Source organism: Chlorobiota bacterium, from assembly GCA_016700335.1.
Classification (GTDB): domain Bacteria; phylum Bacteroidota; class Ignavibacteria; order OLB7; family OLB7.
Map to the genome: position 1 here is coordinate 773,475 of CP065014.1, position 19,156 is coordinate 792,630.

The window sequence follows — 19,156 nt, forward strand, 5'->3', positions numbered from 1 at the left end:
TTCAAATTTTTATATAGTTTAAGTTTTATATTTGCTTTAGGAAATAATTATAACTAAAATACGTTATTTGATTTTACCATTCATTTACAATTTCTTTAAACATAATCTTATACAAAAAATAATTTTTAATGCTAAAAACTCTAGGAGAGCTAATTGATTCAGGATATAAATATAAAACAATAAAGGAAGAATTAAAAGATAATTTAATTAAATTTTTAAGTAAAAATGAAACTGCATTTAATGGAATAATTGGTTATGAAAACTCTGTGATTCCAGAAATTGAAAGAGCTATTTTGTCAGGACATAACATAAATTTATTAGGATTAAGAGGGCAAGCCAAAACTCGAATTGCTAGGGGTATGATAAACTTATTAGATGAATACATTCCTTATGTGAATGGATCAGAAATTAATGATGATCCTCAAAATCCAATTTCTACTTATGCTAAAAATTTAATACTTGAACTCAAAAACGATACACCTATAAGTTGGTTGCACCGAAATGATAGATATTCAGAAAAGCTTGCAACTCCTGATGTTTCAGTTGCTGACTTAATTGGTGATATTGATCCAATTAAAGCTGCTAATTTAAAATTATCAATCTCTAATGAAAAAGTAATTCATTATGGTATTATTCCAAGATCTAACCGTTCAATTTTTGTAATAAATGAATTGCCCGATCTTCAAGCAAGAATTCAAGTGGCTTTGTTAAATATATTGCAAGAAGGTGATGTACAAATTAGAGGTTTTAAGTTAAGATTACCTCTTGATATTCAATTTATTTTTACAGCAAACCCAGAAGATTACACAAACAGGGGATCTATTATTACACCTTTAAAAGATAGAATTGGTAGTCAAATTCTTACTCATTATCCAAAAAATCTTGTTCAAGCAATAGAAATAACTAATCAAGAAGTAAAATCTATAAACTCAGTTTTCGTGCCAGAAATTGCAAAAGAATTAATAGAACAAATTTCTTTTGAAGCAAGAAAAAGTGAATATGTAGATCAAAAAAGTGGTGTCTCTGCAAGGCTTTCAATTTCAGCATATCAAAATTTGTTGAGTACTGCACAAAGGAGAATGATTATGAATAATGAAAAATCAACAACAGTTAGAATATCAGATTTTCAAGGTGTGATTCCAGCAATAACAGGTAAGGTTGAAATGGTATATGAAGGTGAACAAGAGGGTGCGGTGGCTGTGGCTTATAACCTTGTTTCAAAGGCTATTAAAACTACTTTTACTTTGCTATATCCTTCTCCCGAAAAGAAAAATAAAAACAAAGAAAGTGTTTATACTGAAATTATTAAATGGTTTAATCTTGGTAACGTTATTGATATTGGTTATGATATCTCTAATAAAGAATACAAAAAAAATCTACTCAATATTGATTCTTTAAAAGCCTTTGTAGATAAAATGATTACTGAGGATAAAGAAGTAAATGTATCTGAAGAAGAAAAGCTTTTTATTATGGAGTTCGTGCTTTGGGGGTTATCGGAATATTCAATGATTTCTTGTGCAAAATTAGAATCTGGAGTTATTTTAAGTGATATGCTCTCTTCACTTTTAAGTTCTGATGAATAAAAATTATATTTGGTTGTATTTATGATGATCAATAAATTCCTTTTTTTATTTTCTGTTGCAATTAGATATCTAAGCTCAGTTAGACGAGAAAAATTTATGAATTTTATTACTTCAGTTGCAATAATTGGTATTGCTCTTGGAGTAATGGCTTTGCTTATTTCTTTAACAATTTTACATGGTTTTGATAAAACACTTAACACTAATTTAATTTCTTTTGTTGGGCATATTCAAGTTACTCAATTTGATGGTGGGAGTATTAAAAATAGAGACTCAATTATTGAAAGAATTAAAGCTGTACCAAATGTTGAATCGGTTTCGCCATTTGTTTCTAAAGAGGGAATTATTAGAACCAGTGAAGGATTAGAAGGGATTTTGTTTAAAGGAATTTATATTGATAAAGACGTTTCTAAAGTCAGAAATAAAATGGTTGAAGGGGAATTTAAAAACATAAAACCTGGTTCAATTGTTATTGGAAAAAAACTTGGTGTTAAGTTAAATTTAAAAATAAATGATATTGCAACAATATTTGCTTCTAACGGATTGCCAAATTCCAACAACCCATCAGTTGTTGAACAATTTAAAATAGTTGGGTTCTATCAAACTGGGATTGGAGAATATGACAATATGTATATTTATGGTTGCTTTGATGATGTAAAAAAAATAGCTTCAATAGATGAAAATAAAATGACCGGTTGTGATATTCTAGTTAAGAATACCGACTCAATTAATTTTACTTCTGGAATTTTAGAAACTGTTCTTGAATACCCCATGTACCCTAGAACTGTGTATGATACCTTCCAGTCTATATTTGCTTGGCTAGACTTACAGCGTAAGCCAATTCCAATTGTTCTTGGCTTAATTACAATTGTTGCAGTGTTTAATATAATTGGTACATTGTTAATGGTAGTCTTAGAAAAAACTGAATCAATTGGTACTTTAGCCACCATTGGAACAACACCATCTAACATCAGATGGATATTTATAATTCAAGGGTTAATTATTAATACTATTGGATTAATTATAGGTTTAGTGATTTCTTTGGCTTTTACTTTTGTTCAGTACAAATGGAAACTTATTCCACTTAACTCTGAAATCTATTTTGTTGATGCAGTACCAGTTAGTTTTTATTATTCAGATTATTTAATTGTTATTGCCACTTCTTACTTGCTTTGTTTTGCTGCAACCTTTGTTCCTGCTTTTGTTGCAGGAAAATTACGCCCAGTGCAAGCATTAAGTTTTAAATAAATTAAATGAGAAAATAACTGGATGAAATTTTTGTAAAATTATTTATTTAAGTTGTTGTTGAGTTACACAATAAATTTTAAATATAAGTTGTTACAACTTTTACTTTTACTATTCTGCGATTTAAATTTTTTTTATATACTTGTAAAAAAATAAAAACATTAGGTAAATGCTCTGTTATGTTGTTTAATAAATAAAGTAATTGAATTCTTAAAATCTTTTTATAAACTAAAAATCAATTATAAGAAATTTTAATCCAGCTGATATTAAAATTAAAAACAAACATCCAATTATAATTTTATTATTAAATATTTTTGTACCCAAATATGAGCCTATTAATCCTCCAAATATTACAGCAATAATCCAATAAAAAATATTTGAATCTATTTTGTTAAATGCTGTAACATGACCTACTAAGCCAGCAATTGAGTTACATAAAATGAATAGAGCAGAAATTCCTGAAGCTTTTTTTAATGAAGTTTGATTTGTTAAAATGAGAATAGGTGTAAGAAAAATTCCACCACCAACTCCAATCAAACCCGAAACAAAACCAATAATAGCACCAAGAGATAATTTCCAAATTAGGGCAAAGATTGAGTTGTATTTTTTTCAGTTTTTATAAACTCTTTTACAAACAATATAATAGCTGAAATTATTAAAAAAATTCCTGCAATTAATTTGAAATATTTTGGTGGAATAGCTACATAACCACCAATGAATGCCATTGGCAGAGCAGTTATTATGAATGAAAAAAAAAATATTTTTATCGAAGTAACTTTCATTAATAAATTTATAAGAAGCAATACTTGCAACAACTATATTTAATATTAAAGAAGTTGGCTTTATTGAATCAGGAGCAAATGATAAAAGTGCCATAATAGCCAAATAACCAGAAGCACCTGCATGACCAATTGAGGAATATAGTAAAGCAATTACTGAGAATAAAATGAATGTTAATACAAAAAAATTATTTGTCATATTTACCAAAATTTAAAATTATAACCAATGCTTTATTCAATGATTAGCTTTCCAAATGAAAATATATATTTATCTGTTTGTAATCTTTAATGGTACAGACCACTTACTATATTTTGCTTTCATTAGTTAACTTTAATTCTCTCCCTATTCGGTAATTACGATTATACTCCATCGTTATTATGTATTTCCCTGATACAAGAGATTCAATATCTATTTCAAATTTGCCGATGCTGCTATTCTCCTTTACAATAAGTATCTTACCGTTTATATCATTTATGTAATATCTAACTATTGTTCCACTATTTGATGGTTCTATCACCACAGACCCACTCCTTGCTGGGTTTGATGATATTGTGAAGTCCGAATTTACTAGAATAGAATCATTTTCTATTCCTGAATTTGGCAGACAACAATATAATTTCATAAATCGACACCTATCATCATTTGTTAAATCTTGGTCTTGATATGATGGAAGACCACTACCAGTCATCATATTCCTTTGAGCGTTATCTCCAGGTTGGCAATTTGGGTCAGAGTGAGCAAACCCTAACCAATGTCCGATTTCATGAGTAATTACACCATAAAAATCATAATATTCTCTTTCAACTTTTGGATCATTTTGTGGATATGTTTTATTATTTCTATCTGTATAAAAAAAATTATAAGGGGGTCTAGTTGTCCCACCTAAAAATGAGTTAGTTCCATTAATTACTATTCTTGAAGAAGAACAATCAACTCTACAATCTTTTTGATTTCCAGTAGCAACTTTAAATTGTTGTTCAGAAAGATAAGCTAAAACATTATTTGGATCATGTTCTGATGTTGGGTTCTTATCTAAATTTTTCCATTCTGCTATATCACTTGCCCATTGGACTTTTAACGTACAATCATCGCAGTTTGTATTATCAATTGCATTACCATTTGCACATGAATTCATCCAATCACTCAGTCCTTTTTTAACCAAATCTTTTGCCTTTGTCCCACTATAAACATCATATTCAACACCACTTTTTGTTTGAAAAATACGTTTTCCAACTGGGTATGGGCTTTTAGTATCATCATAATTGATATTGTTTAAATTAAAGGAAGTTAGACATTTCTTTAATACCCTTGAACCATCACCTATATGTTGCGGATCATTTGTACATAAAGTGGAAATTACATCACCCTTACAAACAAAGTAAGGGTATTTTCTATCTTTACAATGTGCACAATTTTGTGCTAAAATATTGTTTTTAAAAAGGAGTGCTATAAGTATTATTATATAACTTTTCATTGTTAAATTTAATAGGTTTTGTTGATAATAGTTTGAATTAATGAATCAGCATTCTGCTTCCAAGAACCATAATTTAGGAGAGTGTTTGTATTCTAAACATGGTTAATATCACGAACATTTCCTTTAATAATTGGAAAGGCATTTAAACATTCGGATGCTACACCTAAATCAAAATAATCATTTTGTGCATCATATAAAGGATTTTCATGTGTTAAAAATACTATTGCCTCTTGGTTATTATGCATACAAAATTCACCTAAACCATTTGTAAAGGCACTATCTTTTTGGGCATCTGCTAATCTTGTATATCTTCGTATTGCATTATATTCATAAGGCGAATATTGAAACTCTATTTTGGGTCTAATTATCTCCGAAGTATTAAACAAACTGTAATTTACTGGCTGGAATCTCTTCCCCTTGATTGTATCAATTTCCTCAGCAAGTACTTTATACCTGTTGGTCATTCTATCAACTGCTATGTATTTGTTTGCGGTAGAATCTATTGAAAGAATTTTTACACGTAAAATATAATCAGAACGCAACAGAGAAAACATTTTAATGCTATTTTTCATTTCACCAGGTAAAAGTGTTAGCCATTTTTCTTCTATTTGGTGGCGTAACAAACCTGGGGACATTCTATATCTACCATCTACATCTACACATGGAGATGGTTTTGTAGTCTCTTCAAACCCATCTTTTAAATCGCTCATTACTGAATTAAGCCCAGTTTCACCATCATATTGCCTAAATATCATAGGATTATAATCTACCATTTTATAAAGTGCTACGACTGATGATTTTAAAGTATCATTCATTGTTGTCCATGAATTGATTTTTTTTCTCGTTCCTTTCTCAAAGAACCTAACCAAGCTATCTGTATAAATATACGAAAGTATAACATCTATAGGCATATCACTTGAAATCGGAGGAATAGACTGAATGATAGGATATTTAACCTGAAACATAGAATTTGTGGAATCATACCAAATTTTTCTGAACTGACCACAATCTTTGGTAAGTGGCCTGGTTCCCGTTTCATTTTGAGCAAAAGATAGGTTAGTAACTAACAGCAATAAAGTTAAGAAGCAGAGTAATTTTTTCCATTAGAGTAAAAATTTAAAGTGATAAAAAATAATTGAATAGTAACAGATATGTGAATATAAAAACAAAATATGAATCGGTTTAATTAAAAGAAAATTTGTAAGCCGCATAGATACGTGGTTTTAGGGGCTGAACTATTTTGTATTAATGGTCTTAAATAAATGTAGTAACTTGATAAACTACCAAGTTCCTACAAAATGAGATATTCTTTTAAGTATAAGAATCTCTAACCAAATTCTCATAGCCCTGTAACAAAGGGACTGCTATCTATTATTTATCCACTGGAGGTCTCGGAGCACAGTCACCATCAGAGTAACATAACCAATATCCAACGTTGGTGAGTTTACAATAGCTCCCAGAACGTGCTTCATAAAAGTCTTCTTCTCCGTTTCCATTGGAATCGTAATAAATATAATAGCAATAACAGTGTGGACCAGGACCTACATAAGCTTCACAACCATTCTTTTTGTATTTTTCAGCAACATCCGCAAGAAGATTTGAAACTATTAAAACTTGTATTGCAGCTGCCAACATTAATATTTTATATTTTTTCATTTTTATTTATTAGTTTAAAAAGTTTATAATTTGTTGGTAATTACTAACACCCTTCGAAAATTGTATCAAATCTGGGTCATTAAGAAATGTTGTAGAAATATCTATTGTCATTTCATCTTTCCTGTAAATATAATACTCACTACCTTCCCCTTGGTATCCTGATACCCTTATGTAGCAATTACTTTCATTTACCCCATTAGGAATAATATATTTAGGTTTAAAGACCATTGGAAACATTGATGAGATAATAGGAGAAACTGTTGGCACTGTTTGTTTCCTAACAAATACGCTATCTAATAAAGCCAACCTTTTACCACTAGTTGCATCAATAAGTTCTACAGAAAACGAAATGTTACCTGATGATGAATATACACGGTTTTGCTTTATTGTATTATACCATGAAAAAATTCTAAAAAAAAAATATAGTATCCCCAGGTCTAGCCAAAAAACTATAAGTGCGGCTCATTGCGTTTCTTAGGCTATCATTATTAAACTCTCTCCTTACTTTCTCCATACACCAATTCTGTAATTTTATTTTTTTGGAATTTATTTGAAGTTCACTGAACTGATAACCTACATCGCACGAGTCATAAAATTTTAAAAAGTTATAGGAAGCAAAAACTTTATCTGGTTTTACATTATACTTACCATTTACATCTCCATCAGCTGCTGCACTCCAAGGTGTATCTTGGATATCCTTACACGGGGGAGATACAGCCTCTTGTGCAAATGAAATATTGTTAAAGATTGGAAACAATGAGATAGTAAATAATATCAGTTTCATACCATTCGGTATGATTTTAAATTTTTTCATGAAGTTACGAAAATTAAAAAAAAAATTTGCTGAGGTAATAATTGAATTGGGTCAGATGCCAGCGTCTCATCTGACGAAGTAAATGTGAAGGACTTCAATAAAGTGATACCAACTCTTTAATGACGGGATTCAAACACCTTGCAACTATAAATATAGTCAAAAAAAAAATACGCAAGCAAAAAAGTGAATTATTAACAAAAATTTATTATTAAAAATCTTAGGCCTATTTTTAAAAGCTAAAAACAAGATAATTAGCTGTAACATTCTGTGCCTACAAGCCTTGCAGGCTGTTAGGTTACTATGCTTTATACATTGAATTAATATTGAAAAAAATATTTCAGAAATAACAACGAATAAAAAATCCTCTAAACAATTAGTCTTTGATTAGAGGATTTTGCATATTCTAAAAAATACTATTTTATTACAGCATCTAAACCAACCATATTATTATCCTTATCTCGAATTACGATTGCATATACTCCATTTTCTAAGTTCTTCTTATCAAGCTCTACAACATCATTTCCTTTTACCATTGATGAACGGTGAACCACTTCTCCTGTTTTCATATTGACCAACTCCACAATGGAATTTATTTTTGGAGAAACTATTATGGTATTACTATGGTCTTCAAATTTATTATAATTTGAATTAAATTTTTCACCAGTTAGTGCTAATCCTTTTTTTATATCGTTGTAAAACTGCTTTAATAATTCAGGAGTATCTTTTAATCTTTCTGTCCTGTTTGAGTTGGTGTCCGCTGGGGTTTCTAAAATACCACAAGAGTTCCAAGATTTGCCATTACAGCCTACACCCATTGAACATACTAAATATTCACTTGTTGTTCCATTACCTGAAACCTGTGTTGCATAGACAGCTGTATATATCCATTCATTACACTCAGAGCCACTTGGGCAGGGTCCGTTTGAGGTTACAGAACGTGCATAAGATTGATAAAAATTTGATGATAGTAAAAATAGAGCTACTAACAAAAAAGGGATTAAAATATTTTTTTTTCTCATTGTCTAAAAATTTAGTGTTTTTAAGATATTATTTTTTTGCTAAGGTAATAATTGAATTGGGTCAGATGCCAGCACCTCATCTGACGAAGTGAATGTGAAGGACTTCCAATAAAGTGGTACCAACTCTTTAATTGATAGGATTTACACACCTTTCACTTACAAACATAGTCAAAAAAAAAAAATACGCAAGAAAATAATGAATTATTAATAAAAATTTATTTTTAAGCAAACTCTTTTTCTTTTACAAAGTTAAAACCTTGAAAATTCTTTACTCATAAATTCAATTATTGGCTTATCTTCACAAAAAAAATCAAATATTTTATGAGCAATATTTCAGTTGGAAAAAATCCTAAACAAATTTTAAATACAGTAAAGATTATGCACTGTTTGATTCAGAGTATCATGTATTTTAATGTTGAATAATTATCTTCTCTAAAAAATAATTTTGACCGTTTGAAATCTTTAAATAGTAGACCCCATTCATTAATGAAGATGTACTAATCTTTTTGGTTGTATACTTTCTAACCTCATCGCCTAATAGGTTATACATTTGAGCGGTAATACTTTCACCATCTATGTCAATTAAATAATCTCCATTATCCTGAACGATTAATCTATAAGCCTCTGTTTTTTCAGATGGAACAGAAGTTAGTGGCTCTGAAAATTCGGTTAAAAATGTATTGCCAGATGTGTCAGAATTTAATACTGTATTTCCAATGGTTGTGGTAAAATCATATGCTCCCAATAACACCACATTCCCTTTACTGTTATAGTTGATAATTGGGTCATAGTCATAATTTTTTCCACCAATTGTAGCAAGCCACAAAGTGTTTCCATTGGCATCTAATTTTGCAATAAATATATCAGAGAGACCATTGCTTTGAACAGACTTATCTCCGATTTTAATCTCACCAAAAAATCTACCTGTAACTAATATATTATCACTTTTATCAATTATAGCATTGCCAGCCACATTAAAATTATCTGATACTATTTGCTTCGCCCAAATAACTTCACCTACTTGATTTTGCTTTACAATAAATCCGTTATAATTTCCTGTTGTAGTTAACATGGTATTTCCAACAATAAGTTTATTATTAAATGTGGTGGTCATTATTGAATTACTTTTGCTATCTAATGCTAGATTAATAGGGTATTCTCTATCGGTATCAAAATTTGTATACCACATAAATTCCCCTTTGGAGCTATATTTTGCTATGAAAACATTATGATAATTTATCTTATTACTAACCCCATCCAAATCAGCTACCCGAGAAATTCTACCTGTAACTAATAAATTACGTTGAGAATCAATTAACAAATTACCAACAAAAAGGTCATCATTATACCTTGTTAATTCCTTAATCCATTCAGTATTGCGGTTAGAATTTATTTTCGTTAGGAATAATGGATCGCCCTCTAATAGTAAACTATCCTTGAATTTAATTCTGCTACGGAATACACCAGTTAAAAATATATTATCGTCAGCGTCAATAACTATATTATGTCCTTCATTTCTAAATGGTCCAGTTTTATATTGCTCTCCATAAAATAATTTACCTGATTTATTTATACCAACAATAAAAATCTCGTCATAGTATTCAGTATAGTCTGAAATATGTGGTGCTTTATAGAAAACTAAAGTATCAAATATTGCGGTTGCCTGAAACGAACCACATAAGTAAATATCTGAATTTGGAGTTACAAATAGTCCATATACTTGGTCGGATTGCCTTCCACCAAATTGCTTAAAAAATAATTTTTCTCCAGTTGAACTATATTTCATTAAACATATATCGTTATATCCATAGCTTTTGTAGGTGGTGTCAGCAAATACAACGTCCTTAATAAAACCTCCTGCTAAAATGATATTATCTTCTTTATCAATTGTAATTCTTTTTACATACGCACAACCAGTTGTTTTTTTATCAATAATCTTTTTTGCCCATTTGAAATCTTGTGCTTGTATTAAGACTATATTAGATAAATAAACAGCCAACATAAACAGTATGTAATTAAGTTTCGTCACGGTTTATTTGTTAATAATAAATTTTTTATTTGCTTTTGTTTTGCCCATTTCAACTTGAAGAAAATAAATACCATTTGGGTAATCTGCTATATCCAAATCAAGAGTATATTTGCCTTGAGTTAGTTCCTCTTTAAAAACCTGATTCAATATTTTTCCTTTCAGGTTAGTAATACACATTTTCACTAATTCTGATTTATTTAGTTCAAATGGTATTTTTAATGATTTACTTGTAGGGTTTGGGTAAATATCTTTTAAGCAGTTTTTTGAAACTTCTAATTTGTTTTGAACACCCGATGTTTTCTCTGGGCAATACAATTTCATAAACCTGCATTTGTCATCATTGGTCAGACCCAATCTTGGACTATTAGGATATGCTGAACCCCCATCATTCATAACACCTACAGAAGTATCCGATTTGCATTTATAAACCCTGCCAGTTTCTTCATTTTCATCAAAATGAAGAAATCCTAAATAATGCCCAAGTTCATGTTGGATAAGTTGGATGAGTGAGAGAGTTCTATTACGTGCTATATCTAAACTATCAAGGAACCAAGGCTTATCACCATTATAAAACTGTCTTGATATGCTATCTTTTCTATTTGTTAGAGCCTTTGAATAATTTAGGAACACTGCCACATTTTGGGTATCACACACACGAACACAGTTAGTATCTGTTGTAGATGTGTATAGTGATCCTGGAGCAATTCCCTGAACATTTATGCTATCATTACTAAAATCTATTCCCCTATTGCTCCACCTTATTTTCACACAACAACTTGGCTCTTCATCTTGTTTATTACAAAGGCAATTCCATTCATCCACCGCAGTTTTTAAATCACCATACATCTTGCTCTTTTCAAAAACAAGAATGGTATCAATCTTAATTGTTGTATCTGGCTTATTAGTTATAGCATTATACTTAATGATTCTATTTGTATCGTACATATAAATTTTATCTTTTAGAGTATCACCTGCAAGCCAAGAATTGTATGAATTATCAAATTTAGCACAGAGTGGTAAATTAATTCTTAACGGTTTACCTATTGTGTCATTATGTGGATTTGACGTACATTTATAAACAATTTTCCTTTGGTTTGAATCACAATACATAAATGGGTACAGTTTATCATCACATTTTTGAGGCTTACCACAATCTGTGGTTTGTGCATTGCTAAAATTTATTATAACAAGCCAAATACAAAAAAACAGTGTTAGTTTCATATTAATTTAATTAGTGGGCTAGAAGTTTTTAATTTCGTTAATACGATTTCTTAATCTTGCTTTAAATTCTCCTACTGAAAGTGAAGTTCCATACCCAAAATCTTCTATAAAGCTAACTTGTCCATTGATAACTGGATATATTGAAACATAACGAAAACGGCTATTATCGCGGCAAGGATAAAGAGTATAATAATCTATATAATTCTGATTACAGTTACTTCTAACTTCAAGAAAAACAATAAACTCTCTCTCAGCTTTTGCTTCAAGCAAAGTATCTATTTTATCTCGATTCAAATAATCATTTTCACCTCCATGAATTCCAAGCCACTCTGTGGCATACTCATATTGTAAACAACTACCAGAATCTGATATTTGTTTTAAAGTGTTTTGAGGTGTTTGTGTATTATTTAGTTCCGATGATGGGAAAAGGCTCACACATGATGGTATGTATTTTCCTTTTATTGGGTCTAATATCGTTGAGCTAACTATCTTTCCACTCTTTGCCCAAGCGGCTCCAGGGTCATAAGCATTTACAACATTTGTTACTTTAATATGTGCAATTATAGAAGTATTGACTAACATGAAATCCAAAAAAGGATTTGGAGATAACCCCTCTCTAACACGTTTTAATATGTGGTTAATTGCTTCGTCTCGTGGGCTTTTATATCTTCCAATTACTCCAGTCTCCTTAAAATTTTCAAACCGAACAGGGTCATAGTCAGACATGGCATATATGTATCTTAAAGACTTGCGTATTGTATCATTCCATGTTTGGTTCCGAATACCATTTATCAATACATCAGATAATTTATACTTGCATAAACTATCATTACCAATGTAACCAATTAAGCAATCAATTGGCATATCAGTTGCTAAGGGTGAAGTGTTTAATTCAAATTGCTCACTAAAAAAAAGACTATGGTAACTTGGTAAACATGGCGGGGAAAGAAGTGTTGTGTCCTGAGCAAAAGTTGTAGTAAAAAAGAGAGAAGTAAGCGAAAAGGTTAGTAATAAGTTTTTCATAATAGATATTAGTAATAAGTTTTTCATAATAGATAAAGGAAAGTTTGTAAGAAGACTTTAAAACTAAAGAGTACCATTATTTTTCATCAGTAAAGTTCGCTTTATAATCTCGTAGTCTGCTGATAAATAAAGTTGAATTGGGTCAGATGCCAGCACCACATCTGACGAAGTGAATGTGAAGGACTTCCAATAAAGTGGTACCAACTCTTTAATTGATAGGATTTACACACCTTTCACTTACAAACATAGTCAAAAAAAAAAAAAATACGCAAGAAAAAAGTGAATTATTAATAAAAATTTAGTATTAAAAATCTTAGGTCTATTTTTAAAGCTAAAAAAATAAGGTAAGTAGCTATGATATGCTGTGCCTACGCGGCTTACAGGCTGTTTTTAGATTTCTTTACTTTAACATATATGCAATTGATTAAACAATACTTCATAAATGACAAAAATATCTCCCCATAAACAAACCAACTGCTCATGGGGAGATATTTCTCTATTACTAAAATCAAATTATATTAATGGCTCTCAAGATTATAATTAATAGGTTTTGGCTTTATACCAAATGGTTGAAATGGCAAATAAGCTAACCCTTTACCACTTGACACATCAGTTTTTGAAGAAAATTCTAACCACTTATTTTTCATATACTCTAAAGAACTCTCCGAGATATTCTGAAATTTTATGATATGCCCAACATTATCTTTAAAGGTAACGCCATTAGGTATATTGGCAATATTCTTACGCGAGTTCATTATTGATATATCTACGTCTTCATCATAGACTAATGGTAATACGACTGAATCTGTCAAGGTAGCATAACTGCAATAAGTTTCACCATTAGCCCCCCATGTAAATTGGTACAACTTTGGCTCTTTGTAATCAAGTAATACCAATGAAACCCAAGCTGACTTACCTTCATTCCATGAGGAATTGAAAACAATTACTTGAGATTTTATGGAAACCTCTGTTATGAACAAAAAGATAAATACCAGAATAGATTGCTTCATACTAATTGAGATTGATCCCAGAATTTAAGAATAATTGATACGCCCTGTTCGCTTCATCTATTTCAGATTGAGAAATAGGATTTACTGCTCTGAAAATACATTCGTCTATATAGAAAAAGAGCCCAGTATTACCTCCAGGTGTTTGTAAATCGGCGTTTAGTATTAATGTTTCTATGTTAGTAGGTATACTAACATCAACAGAATATCCGTCCCTTAGCTTTTTAAAAGTTCCACCATTACAAGGGTCATAGTTTAATGCTCTTGGTGAAACACCACCATCACATCCATAAGTTGTTTCCCACACTTTACCAGTACAGGATTCATAATATACATAGACATCCCATCTAGATACTTTTGAACCTGAAGCACATTTACCTGAGGTCCTACCTACTAGAGAAGCTATACATTCGGGTTTAGTCTGAAACTTTGTTGCTTGTACATTGAGGAATACACCTGAAACAATCAGTAGGCTCAAAATTAAAATAATTCTTTTTCTCATTGTCTAAAAATTTAGTGTTTTTAAGATATAATTTTTTGCTAAGGTAATAATTGAATTGGGTCAGATGCCAGCACCTCATATGACGAAGTGAATGTGAAGGACTTCCAATAAAGTGGTACCAACTCTTTAATTGATAGGATTTACACACCTTTCACTTACAAACATAGTCAAAAAAAAAAAATACGCAAGAAAAAAGTGAATTATTAATAAAAATTTATTTTTAAGCAAACTCTTTTTCTCTTACTAACTCACCTTACGCAGAATTAGAATAAAATTGAATACATTTGCAAGTGAATTAATAATAACTTTTCAAGTTAAGAAATGGAAAATTTTATGGAAAATTTTGCGGATTTATATAGTGATTATTTGATTACATCTAGTTCATTTACCACAGCAACAGGGATGGGATCGTTGTTGTCCGTCAAGCATGACAAAATTACCCGAGCATAATCTATGGGGGATTATGACAGCAAATTTGTGTGGTAAACAGCAAAAGTATATGTTCAAGAATTGACACAATCCGAAGAATTGATAACCTTAACTTTTGATGATACGATAGAAGAAAAACGATATACAGACGAGAGTGAATTGAATTGTTGGCACATTGATCATGTTTTTGGGAGGTCTGTAAAAGGAGTGAATTTTATAACGGCTTTGATAGAGGTTGGAGGGATGCGATTGCCTGTTGGGGTTGAGTTTGTAAAGAAAGATTTGTGGGAAGATGACCCCAAAACGGGTAACCCGAAACGCAAAAGTAGTAAGACAAAAAATGAGATTTTCAGAGAAATACTCAGAGATTGTACTAACAAGATGCATTTCAATTATGTATTAGCCGACAGTTGGTATTCCTCGGTAGAGAACATAATTTGTTGAAAAAAAGAATTGAAAAGAGATTTTATAATGGGAGTAAAAAGCAATCGAAAAGTGGCATTATGCTTAGAGGATAAAGAGAATAAATTATACAAAAGTATTAATAAGCTACAGCTGGTACAACAAGCCGTTGAGGTTTGGTTGAAAGAAGTAGATTTTCCGCTGTTGCTTTTAAAGCAAGTTTTCAAAAACGAGAATGGTAGAGTCGGGGAGTTGTACTTGGCTTGTAGCGAAAAGAACTTATTGGATGCCCAAATCACTAGAATCTACAAAAAACGGTTGGGCGTAGAGGAATATCACAAATCAATAAAAAGTAATACTGGGTTTGCAAAAGCTCCAACAAAAACAATAAAAACACAAACGAATCACTTTGTATTATCAATAGAAGCCTATATCAAACTTGAGTTTTTAAAATTGCGAACCAACAAAAATCATTTTGAAATGAAAGCTCAGATTTATTTAGCCTCACAACAATCCGCTTACAATGAGCTTAAAAATCTATCAGCATTAAGTGCGGCATAATTCCCATTTTTGATGACCTTTTGGCGTAAGGTGAGTTATTAAAAAAATAGTAAGTATGATAGTTAATGAACCATCAACTTTTCAGTAAAAACATTGTTAGTGGTTTTTACAGTTACAAAATAAACTCCGCTACTAAAATTTTCTATTGAAATTTTAGTCTGATTGAGTGATAAAACGCCGCTGGATACAAACTCCCCAAGCCCATTAACTATTCGGTATTGAGCGGGCTGCCCTTTGCTATTAATTGTAAAATAATTGCTTGCTGGATTGGGGGAAATAGAGAATACATTTTTTGAATCTCTTTCCTCTACACCTTTAACAACCGGTCCCAACCACTTAAAGATATATCCATTTCTATTAGCACCAAATGCTTTGACTGGGCTTACCATAGTGGCAGAGAAAAAAAACACTCCTTTCCCGTTTGGATCAATTGATTCTTCAATATAAGTTCTACCACCGTCTGTGGTTCTTAAAACCTCGCCATCGTAACCACATAATAAACCGTTTAGTTCATCATAAAATGATAGTGATAAAAGCCCTTTTTTACTTTCTGAAAATTGATTTCTAACCTTCTGCCAAGTCCTGCCACCATCAGTAGTTCGGTAAATAATATCTTTACGTATAAAATTATTTGCCTCTGTGGTTCTATGACCAATACAAAGCCCTTCATTCTTATTTGTAAAATTCAGTTCATTTACACAGTTGCTTACATATTGTGACCTAAGTGAATCAAAATAGAATTCTCCTTTTTCAGGTTCATCTCTGAATATAAACGCTGACCAGTGTTTTCCCGCATCTTCAGTTCTGCAAATTGCATAATCATAAATCCCATTTGCATAGTCTACTTTATAAAAACTAATACAAACAAAATTTTTTTCATCAAGCATTTGGCAACGAGTAGGGCGGACAGTAACCGAATCAATAATTGGCAAAGGGACTTTCTGCCAAGTTAAAGCCCCGTCATTTGTAACTACAATATTTGTTCTGTTACACGCCAAGCCATTCTTTTCGTCTTTCATTTTAACCGACCATAATTTCTGTGAAGTATCAGTAACTAAGACTTTTTGCCAAGTGCCACCATTATCAGACGTTCTAACAATGTAAGGGCTTTCTCCACATGCAACACATAAATTTTTATTAGGATAATCCAAATCATATAAATCCATAAAAGGGTAGAGTTTACCGTTTATCACAAGAGATGAATCGGCAAAAACAGTCTCCCAAGATTTACCTTCGTCAGTAGTTCTTCTGATAAGAAATTTTACATTATTCGGGTTCCCAATTGCCATACAGTTTGCAGAATTACAAGCACGGATATCATTCCAACGAACTGATACTTTTCTACCATTTGATTTGTTGTATATGGTATCGGATACAACCCATTGAGCATCATGGTACGTTTGCGCAATAAGAAGATTACTTGTAAATAAAAGTAATTGAAAGATAATAATTAGATGTTTCATAAATATTTTTTTGAATTAACAACCTCTAAATAAAAGTAATTTAGAGGTTGTTAGTAATTTTAATTAATCGCAAACTGATTTACATTGAACCGTAGTACTACCAACTGGAATAGCCGGGCATTCGAGTGAACCATATCTCGTTTTATTGATTAGCAAGGGGTTTGGATTTAGCCAACCTTCAATATATTCTAATCTATACTGAACAGAACAGCAGGTAACACCAGGGCAAGGAATATATTTACAAGTATAATCAGGATAATATCTATCCGATTCTCCAATGCCCCCATTTACTTTATAGCTCTGTGGCCCACCCCGAGACTGCGACATACCTATCTTCCCTTCATCTTTTTTTCGAGTCGAGGTTTGGTGGATTGGATTGATATAGCATACTTTACGAAAACAACCGACAGAATAGATAAATACATTCTCAAGATATGTTATCCCAGAACTTGAAGGAGCTTTACCAACCATATTATCTAAAATAATTTTGGCTCTTGCTTGGTGTAAAATAGAATTCATGTTATCGTTAGTTATTGATGTGTCGCAACCATATAGGGAATCAAGTATAAATTCATATTTACCCGTGCATTTATTCTATCTGTATCTATACCAAACAGAATCATCGCACTCCGCAATAATAGTATCATGTGTGCTATTGTAAATATAAATATGGAATTCAGCATCAAATATTCCCCAAGGTGAATCTGAACAGTCATTTTCAGCCATACAGGGGTTTAATAGAACTGGTTGTGCAATTAAATTACCAGTTAAGAAAACTGAGAGCAAAATAGCAAAAAATGCAGAAATAGATAAAACTTTCTTGTAGCAATTCGCCGTTATGAGTCGGCGTGAGTTTAAGTAATTTTTCATTAAAAAATATTAAATTAAAATGTGAAAAGTTAAAATTACGATGAAATAATTTGCAAATATTTTCAGATTTAACTTAAAGATAATTCATGGTAAAAAAACTCACAATCAATGGTAATTTACTTCACATTTTACGATTTATGTGAGGTATGTGAAATATTCTAATTTATATTTGCTGAAAGGGAATATGAAACTTGATATTCAAAAAATAAAATTGTTAATGCGTAAAAATAAAATCGGACAGACCCAACTTGGAAATAGTATAGGTAGGTCTCGAGAATGGGTGTCTAAATTTATGAACGAAAAACTTGAACCAAAAAAGAAATAGCTGAGTTAATGGCAGAGAAATTTAAAGTTCCACTTAGTGAAATTCAGGAAAAACTTGGAGTCATGAACATTAGTATTGAAACTCAAATTGATTCAATTGTAGCAAACACAGTTACAATTTCTTGTAGAGAAATGGAGATACAAGAAAAACTTGTTTCTACATTAACAGATGAAATTAATGTATTAAAAGAAGAATTCAAGATTCATCTTTCAGAAAAAGAAGAATGGCAAAAAGAAAGAAAACAGATGGCTCTGAAAATCAATAAATTAGAAGAAGAACGGAATGATCCAAAAAATCAAAAAAAGTAAGTCATACCAAATCCAAGAATAAATTAGCCTCATTAAAATGTCCTGTAAGTCGCATAAATACGAGTTTTTACAATACAAAAAATAATAAAATCAAAAGCCGAACAAAGTTATAATAACAATGCTCGGCTTTTTTTGTGTTTAATAAGGAAATCATTATAATACCAATTGTAGCTATATAAGGTTTTATCTAGTTGCTGTATAAGCAAGTATTTAAGCGCTTTACAAGGTTATTTATTAGACCGCTTTATACTTACATTTGATATTAGATGTAGACAATTTTCCAGCAGGAGAAAGCTCAATTCATTATAACACTTTGCTTACAGAAAACGGAAATTATTTTTATGTAGTAGAAACAGAAAAAGAAAAAAGGACAGAAAAATTTGTGGTTAAAAGGTAGGCATAAAATTTAGTATCATTTAAACACATAGCGCAGTTCATTCATTCATCG

General features: G+C 30.9%; 21 protein-coding genes and 1 pseudogene. 6 read left to right on the forward strand and 16 right to left on the reverse strand.

The genetic code is table 11. The features are described from left to right. Positions 1-128 precede the first annotated feature (128 nt). Both IPP08_03215 and IPP08_03220 read left to right on the forward strand, forming a co-directional pair. Entirely contained in the window at positions 129-1,583 is a 1,455-nt protein-coding gene (locus tag IPP08_03215; protein QQS67195.1) for a magnesium chelatase, read from the forward strand. Between the two features lie 21 nt (positions 1,584-1,604). Further along, positions 1,605-2,828: an ABC transporter permease gene (locus tag IPP08_03220; protein ID QQS67196.1), complete on the forward strand. Its 1,224-nt coding sequence runs from the start codon at positions 1,605-1,607 to the stop codon at positions 2,826-2,828. Positions 2,829-3,053: 225 nt separating this feature from the next. Here IPP08_03220 and IPP08_03225 read toward each other — a convergent pair. The 13 genes and pseudogenes from IPP08_03225 to IPP08_03285 form a co-directional block, all read right to left on the reverse strand. Further along, positions 3,054-3,803: pseudogene (locus IPP08_03225) on the reverse strand (sulfite exporter TauE/SafE family protein). A 106-nt stretch (positions 3,804-3,909) separates the two neighbouring features. Then, positions 3,910-5,079 carry a T9SS type A sorting domain-containing protein gene (locus tag IPP08_03230; protein QQS67197.1) on the reverse strand — a complete coding sequence of 390 codons (1,170 nt, stop codon included), beginning with the start codon at positions 5,077-5,079 and terminating at the stop codon, positions 3,910-3,912. 92 nt (positions 5,080-5,171) lie between these two features. Beyond that, positions 5,172-6,152: a hypothetical protein gene (locus IPP08_03235; GenBank protein ID QQS67198.1), complete on the reverse strand. Its 981-nt coding sequence runs from the start codon at positions 6,150-6,152 to the stop codon at positions 5,172-5,174. A gap of 298 nt (positions 6,153-6,450) precedes the next feature. Further along, on the reverse strand, positions 6,451-6,714 hold the full coding sequence (locus IPP08_03240) for a hypothetical protein (GenBank protein ID QQS67199.1): 264 nt from the start codon (positions 6,712-6,714) through the stop codon (positions 6,451-6,453). Positions 6,715-6,744: 30 nt separating this feature from the next. Next, positions 6,745-7,041, reverse strand: coding sequence for a hypothetical protein (locus tag IPP08_03245; GenBank protein ID QQS67200.1), 297 nt, complete (start codon positions 7,039-7,041; stop codon positions 6,745-6,747). Between the two features lie 103 nt (positions 7,042-7,144). Beyond that, entirely contained in the window at positions 7,145-7,549 is a 405-nt protein-coding gene (locus IPP08_03250; protein QQS67201.1) for a hypothetical protein, read from the reverse strand. 413 nt (positions 7,550-7,962) lie between these two features. Beyond that, entirely contained in the window at positions 7,963-8,568 is a 606-nt protein-coding gene (locus IPP08_03255; protein ID QQS67202.1) for a hypothetical protein, read from the reverse strand. A gap of 409 nt (positions 8,569-8,977) precedes the next feature. Next, positions 8,978-10,570, reverse strand: coding sequence for a T9SS type A sorting domain-containing protein (locus tag IPP08_03260; protein QQS67203.1), 1,593 nt, complete (start codon positions 10,568-10,570; stop codon positions 8,978-8,980). 30 nt (positions 10,571-10,600) lie between these two features. Beyond that, complete coding sequence (locus tag IPP08_03265; protein QQS67204.1) at positions 10,601-11,818, reverse strand: T9SS type A sorting domain-containing protein; 1,218 nt, start codon at positions 11,816-11,818, stop codon at positions 10,601-10,603. Positions 11,819-11,836: 18 nt separating this feature from the next. Then, on the reverse strand, positions 11,837-12,841 hold the full coding sequence (locus IPP08_03270; protein QQS67205.1) for a hypothetical protein: 1,005 nt from the start codon (positions 12,839-12,841) through the stop codon (positions 11,837-11,839). Positions 12,842-12,904: 63 nt separating this feature from the next. Beyond that, the gene (locus IPP08_03275; GenBank protein QQS67206.1) at positions 12,905-13,045 is read right to left on the reverse strand and encodes a hypothetical protein; all 141 of its coding nucleotides are present in this window, start codon (positions 13,043-13,045) and stop codon (positions 12,905-12,907) included. A 314-nt stretch (positions 13,046-13,359) separates the two neighbouring features. Continuing rightward, complete coding sequence (locus tag IPP08_03280; protein ID QQS67207.1) at positions 13,360-13,821, reverse strand: hypothetical protein; 462 nt, start codon at positions 13,819-13,821, stop codon at positions 13,360-13,362. A gap of 31 nt (positions 13,822-13,852) precedes the next feature. Beyond that, complete coding sequence (locus tag IPP08_03285; protein QQS67208.1) at positions 13,853-14,326, reverse strand: hypothetical protein; 474 nt, start codon at positions 14,324-14,326, stop codon at positions 13,853-13,855. Positions 14,327-14,860: 534 nt separating this feature from the next. Between IPP08_03285 and IPP08_03290 the strand changes: the two genes are divergently transcribed. Next, the gene (locus IPP08_03290) at positions 14,861-15,223 is read left to right on the forward strand and encodes a transposase (GenBank protein QQS67209.1); all 363 of its coding nucleotides are present in this window, start codon (positions 14,861-14,863) and stop codon (positions 15,221-15,223) included. Between the two features lie 9 nt (positions 15,224-15,232). Next, a complete protein-coding gene (locus IPP08_03295) occupies positions 15,233-15,742 on the forward strand; it encodes a hypothetical protein (GenBank protein ID QQS67210.1) in 510 nt (169 codons plus the stop codon). A gap of 62 nt (positions 15,743-15,804) precedes the next feature. Here the strand turns inward: IPP08_03295 and IPP08_03300 are convergent, their stop codons facing one another. The 3 genes from IPP08_03300 to IPP08_03310 all read right to left on the reverse strand — a co-directional run bounded on the left by IPP08_03300 (position 15,805) and on the right by IPP08_03310 (position 17,991). Beyond that, positions 15,805-17,205, reverse strand: a complete 1,401-nt coding sequence (locus IPP08_03300; GenBank protein ID QQS67211.1) for a T9SS type A sorting domain-containing protein — start codon at positions 17,203-17,205, stop codon at positions 15,805-15,807. A 63-nt stretch (positions 17,206-17,268) separates the two neighbouring features. Beyond that, a complete protein-coding gene (locus IPP08_03305) occupies positions 17,269-17,724 on the reverse strand; it encodes a hypothetical protein (GenBank protein QQS67212.1) in 456 nt (151 codons plus the stop codon). Between the two features lie 75 nt (positions 17,725-17,799). Continuing rightward, entirely contained in the window at positions 17,800-17,991 is a 192-nt protein-coding gene (locus IPP08_03310; protein QQS67213.1) for a hypothetical protein, read from the reverse strand. A 417-nt stretch (positions 17,992-18,408) separates the two neighbouring features. Here IPP08_03310 and IPP08_03315 point away from each other — a divergent pair, with 417 nt between their 5' ends. Together IPP08_03315 and IPP08_03320 are read left to right on the forward strand one after the other, a co-directional pair. Continuing rightward, positions 18,409-18,708 (forward strand): hypothetical protein, encoded by a 300-nt coding sequence (locus IPP08_03315; protein QQS67214.1) that lies wholly within the window; start codon positions 18,409-18,411, stop codon positions 18,706-18,708. Between the two features lie 256 nt (positions 18,709-18,964). Further along, the gene (locus IPP08_03320) at positions 18,965-19,105 is read left to right on the forward strand and encodes a hypothetical protein (GenBank protein ID QQS67215.1); all 141 of its coding nucleotides are present in this window, start codon (positions 18,965-18,967) and stop codon (positions 19,103-19,105) included. The last annotated feature ends 51 nt before the right edge of the window (positions 19,106-19,156 follow it).

Excerpts from the sequence above, each read along its gene's own strand:
- IPP08_03215 (QQS67195.1), top strand. The coding sequence starts at position 129 with ATGCTAAAAACTCTAGGAGAGCTAATTGATTCAGGATATAAATATAAA.
- IPP08_03220 (QQS67196.1), top strand. The coding sequence starts at position 1,605 with ATGATGATCAATAAATTCCTTTTTTTATTTTCTGTTGCAATTAGATAT.
- IPP08_03230 (QQS67197.1), bottom strand. The coding sequence starts at position 5,079 with ATGAAAAGTTATATAATAATACTTATAGCACTCCTTTTTAAAAACAAT.
- IPP08_03240 (QQS67199.1), bottom strand. The coding sequence starts at position 6,714 with ATGTTGGCAGCTGCAATACAAGTTTTAATAGTTTCAAATCTTCTTGCG.
- IPP08_03250 (QQS67201.1), bottom strand. The coding sequence starts at position 7,549 with ATGAAAAAATTTAAAATCATACCGAATGGTATGAAACTGATATTATTT.
- IPP08_03255 (QQS67202.1), bottom strand. The coding sequence starts at position 8,568 with ATGAGAAAAAAAAATATTTTAATCCCTTTTTTGTTAGTAGCTCTATTT.
- IPP08_03260 (QQS67203.1), bottom strand. The coding sequence starts at position 10,570 with ATGTTGGCTGTTTATTTATCTAATATAGTCTTAATACAAGCACAAGAT.
- IPP08_03265 (QQS67204.1), bottom strand. The coding sequence starts at position 11,818 with ATGAAACTAACACTGTTTTTTTGTATTTGGCTTGTTATAATAAATTTT.
- IPP08_03270 (QQS67205.1), bottom strand. The coding sequence starts at position 12,841 with ATGAAAAACTTATTACTAACCTTTTCGCTTACTTCTCTCTTTTTTACT.
- IPP08_03300 (QQS67211.1), bottom strand. The coding sequence starts at position 17,205 with ATGAAACATCTAATTATTATCTTTCAATTACTTTTATTTACAAGTAAT.
- IPP08_03305 (QQS67212.1), bottom strand. The coding sequence starts at position 17,724 with ATGAATTCTATTTTACACCAAGCAAGAGCCAAAATTATTTTAGATAAT.
- IPP08_03315 (QQS67214.1), top strand. The coding sequence starts at position 18,409 with ATGGCAGAGAAATTTAAAGTTCCACTTAGTGAAATTCAGGAAAAACTT.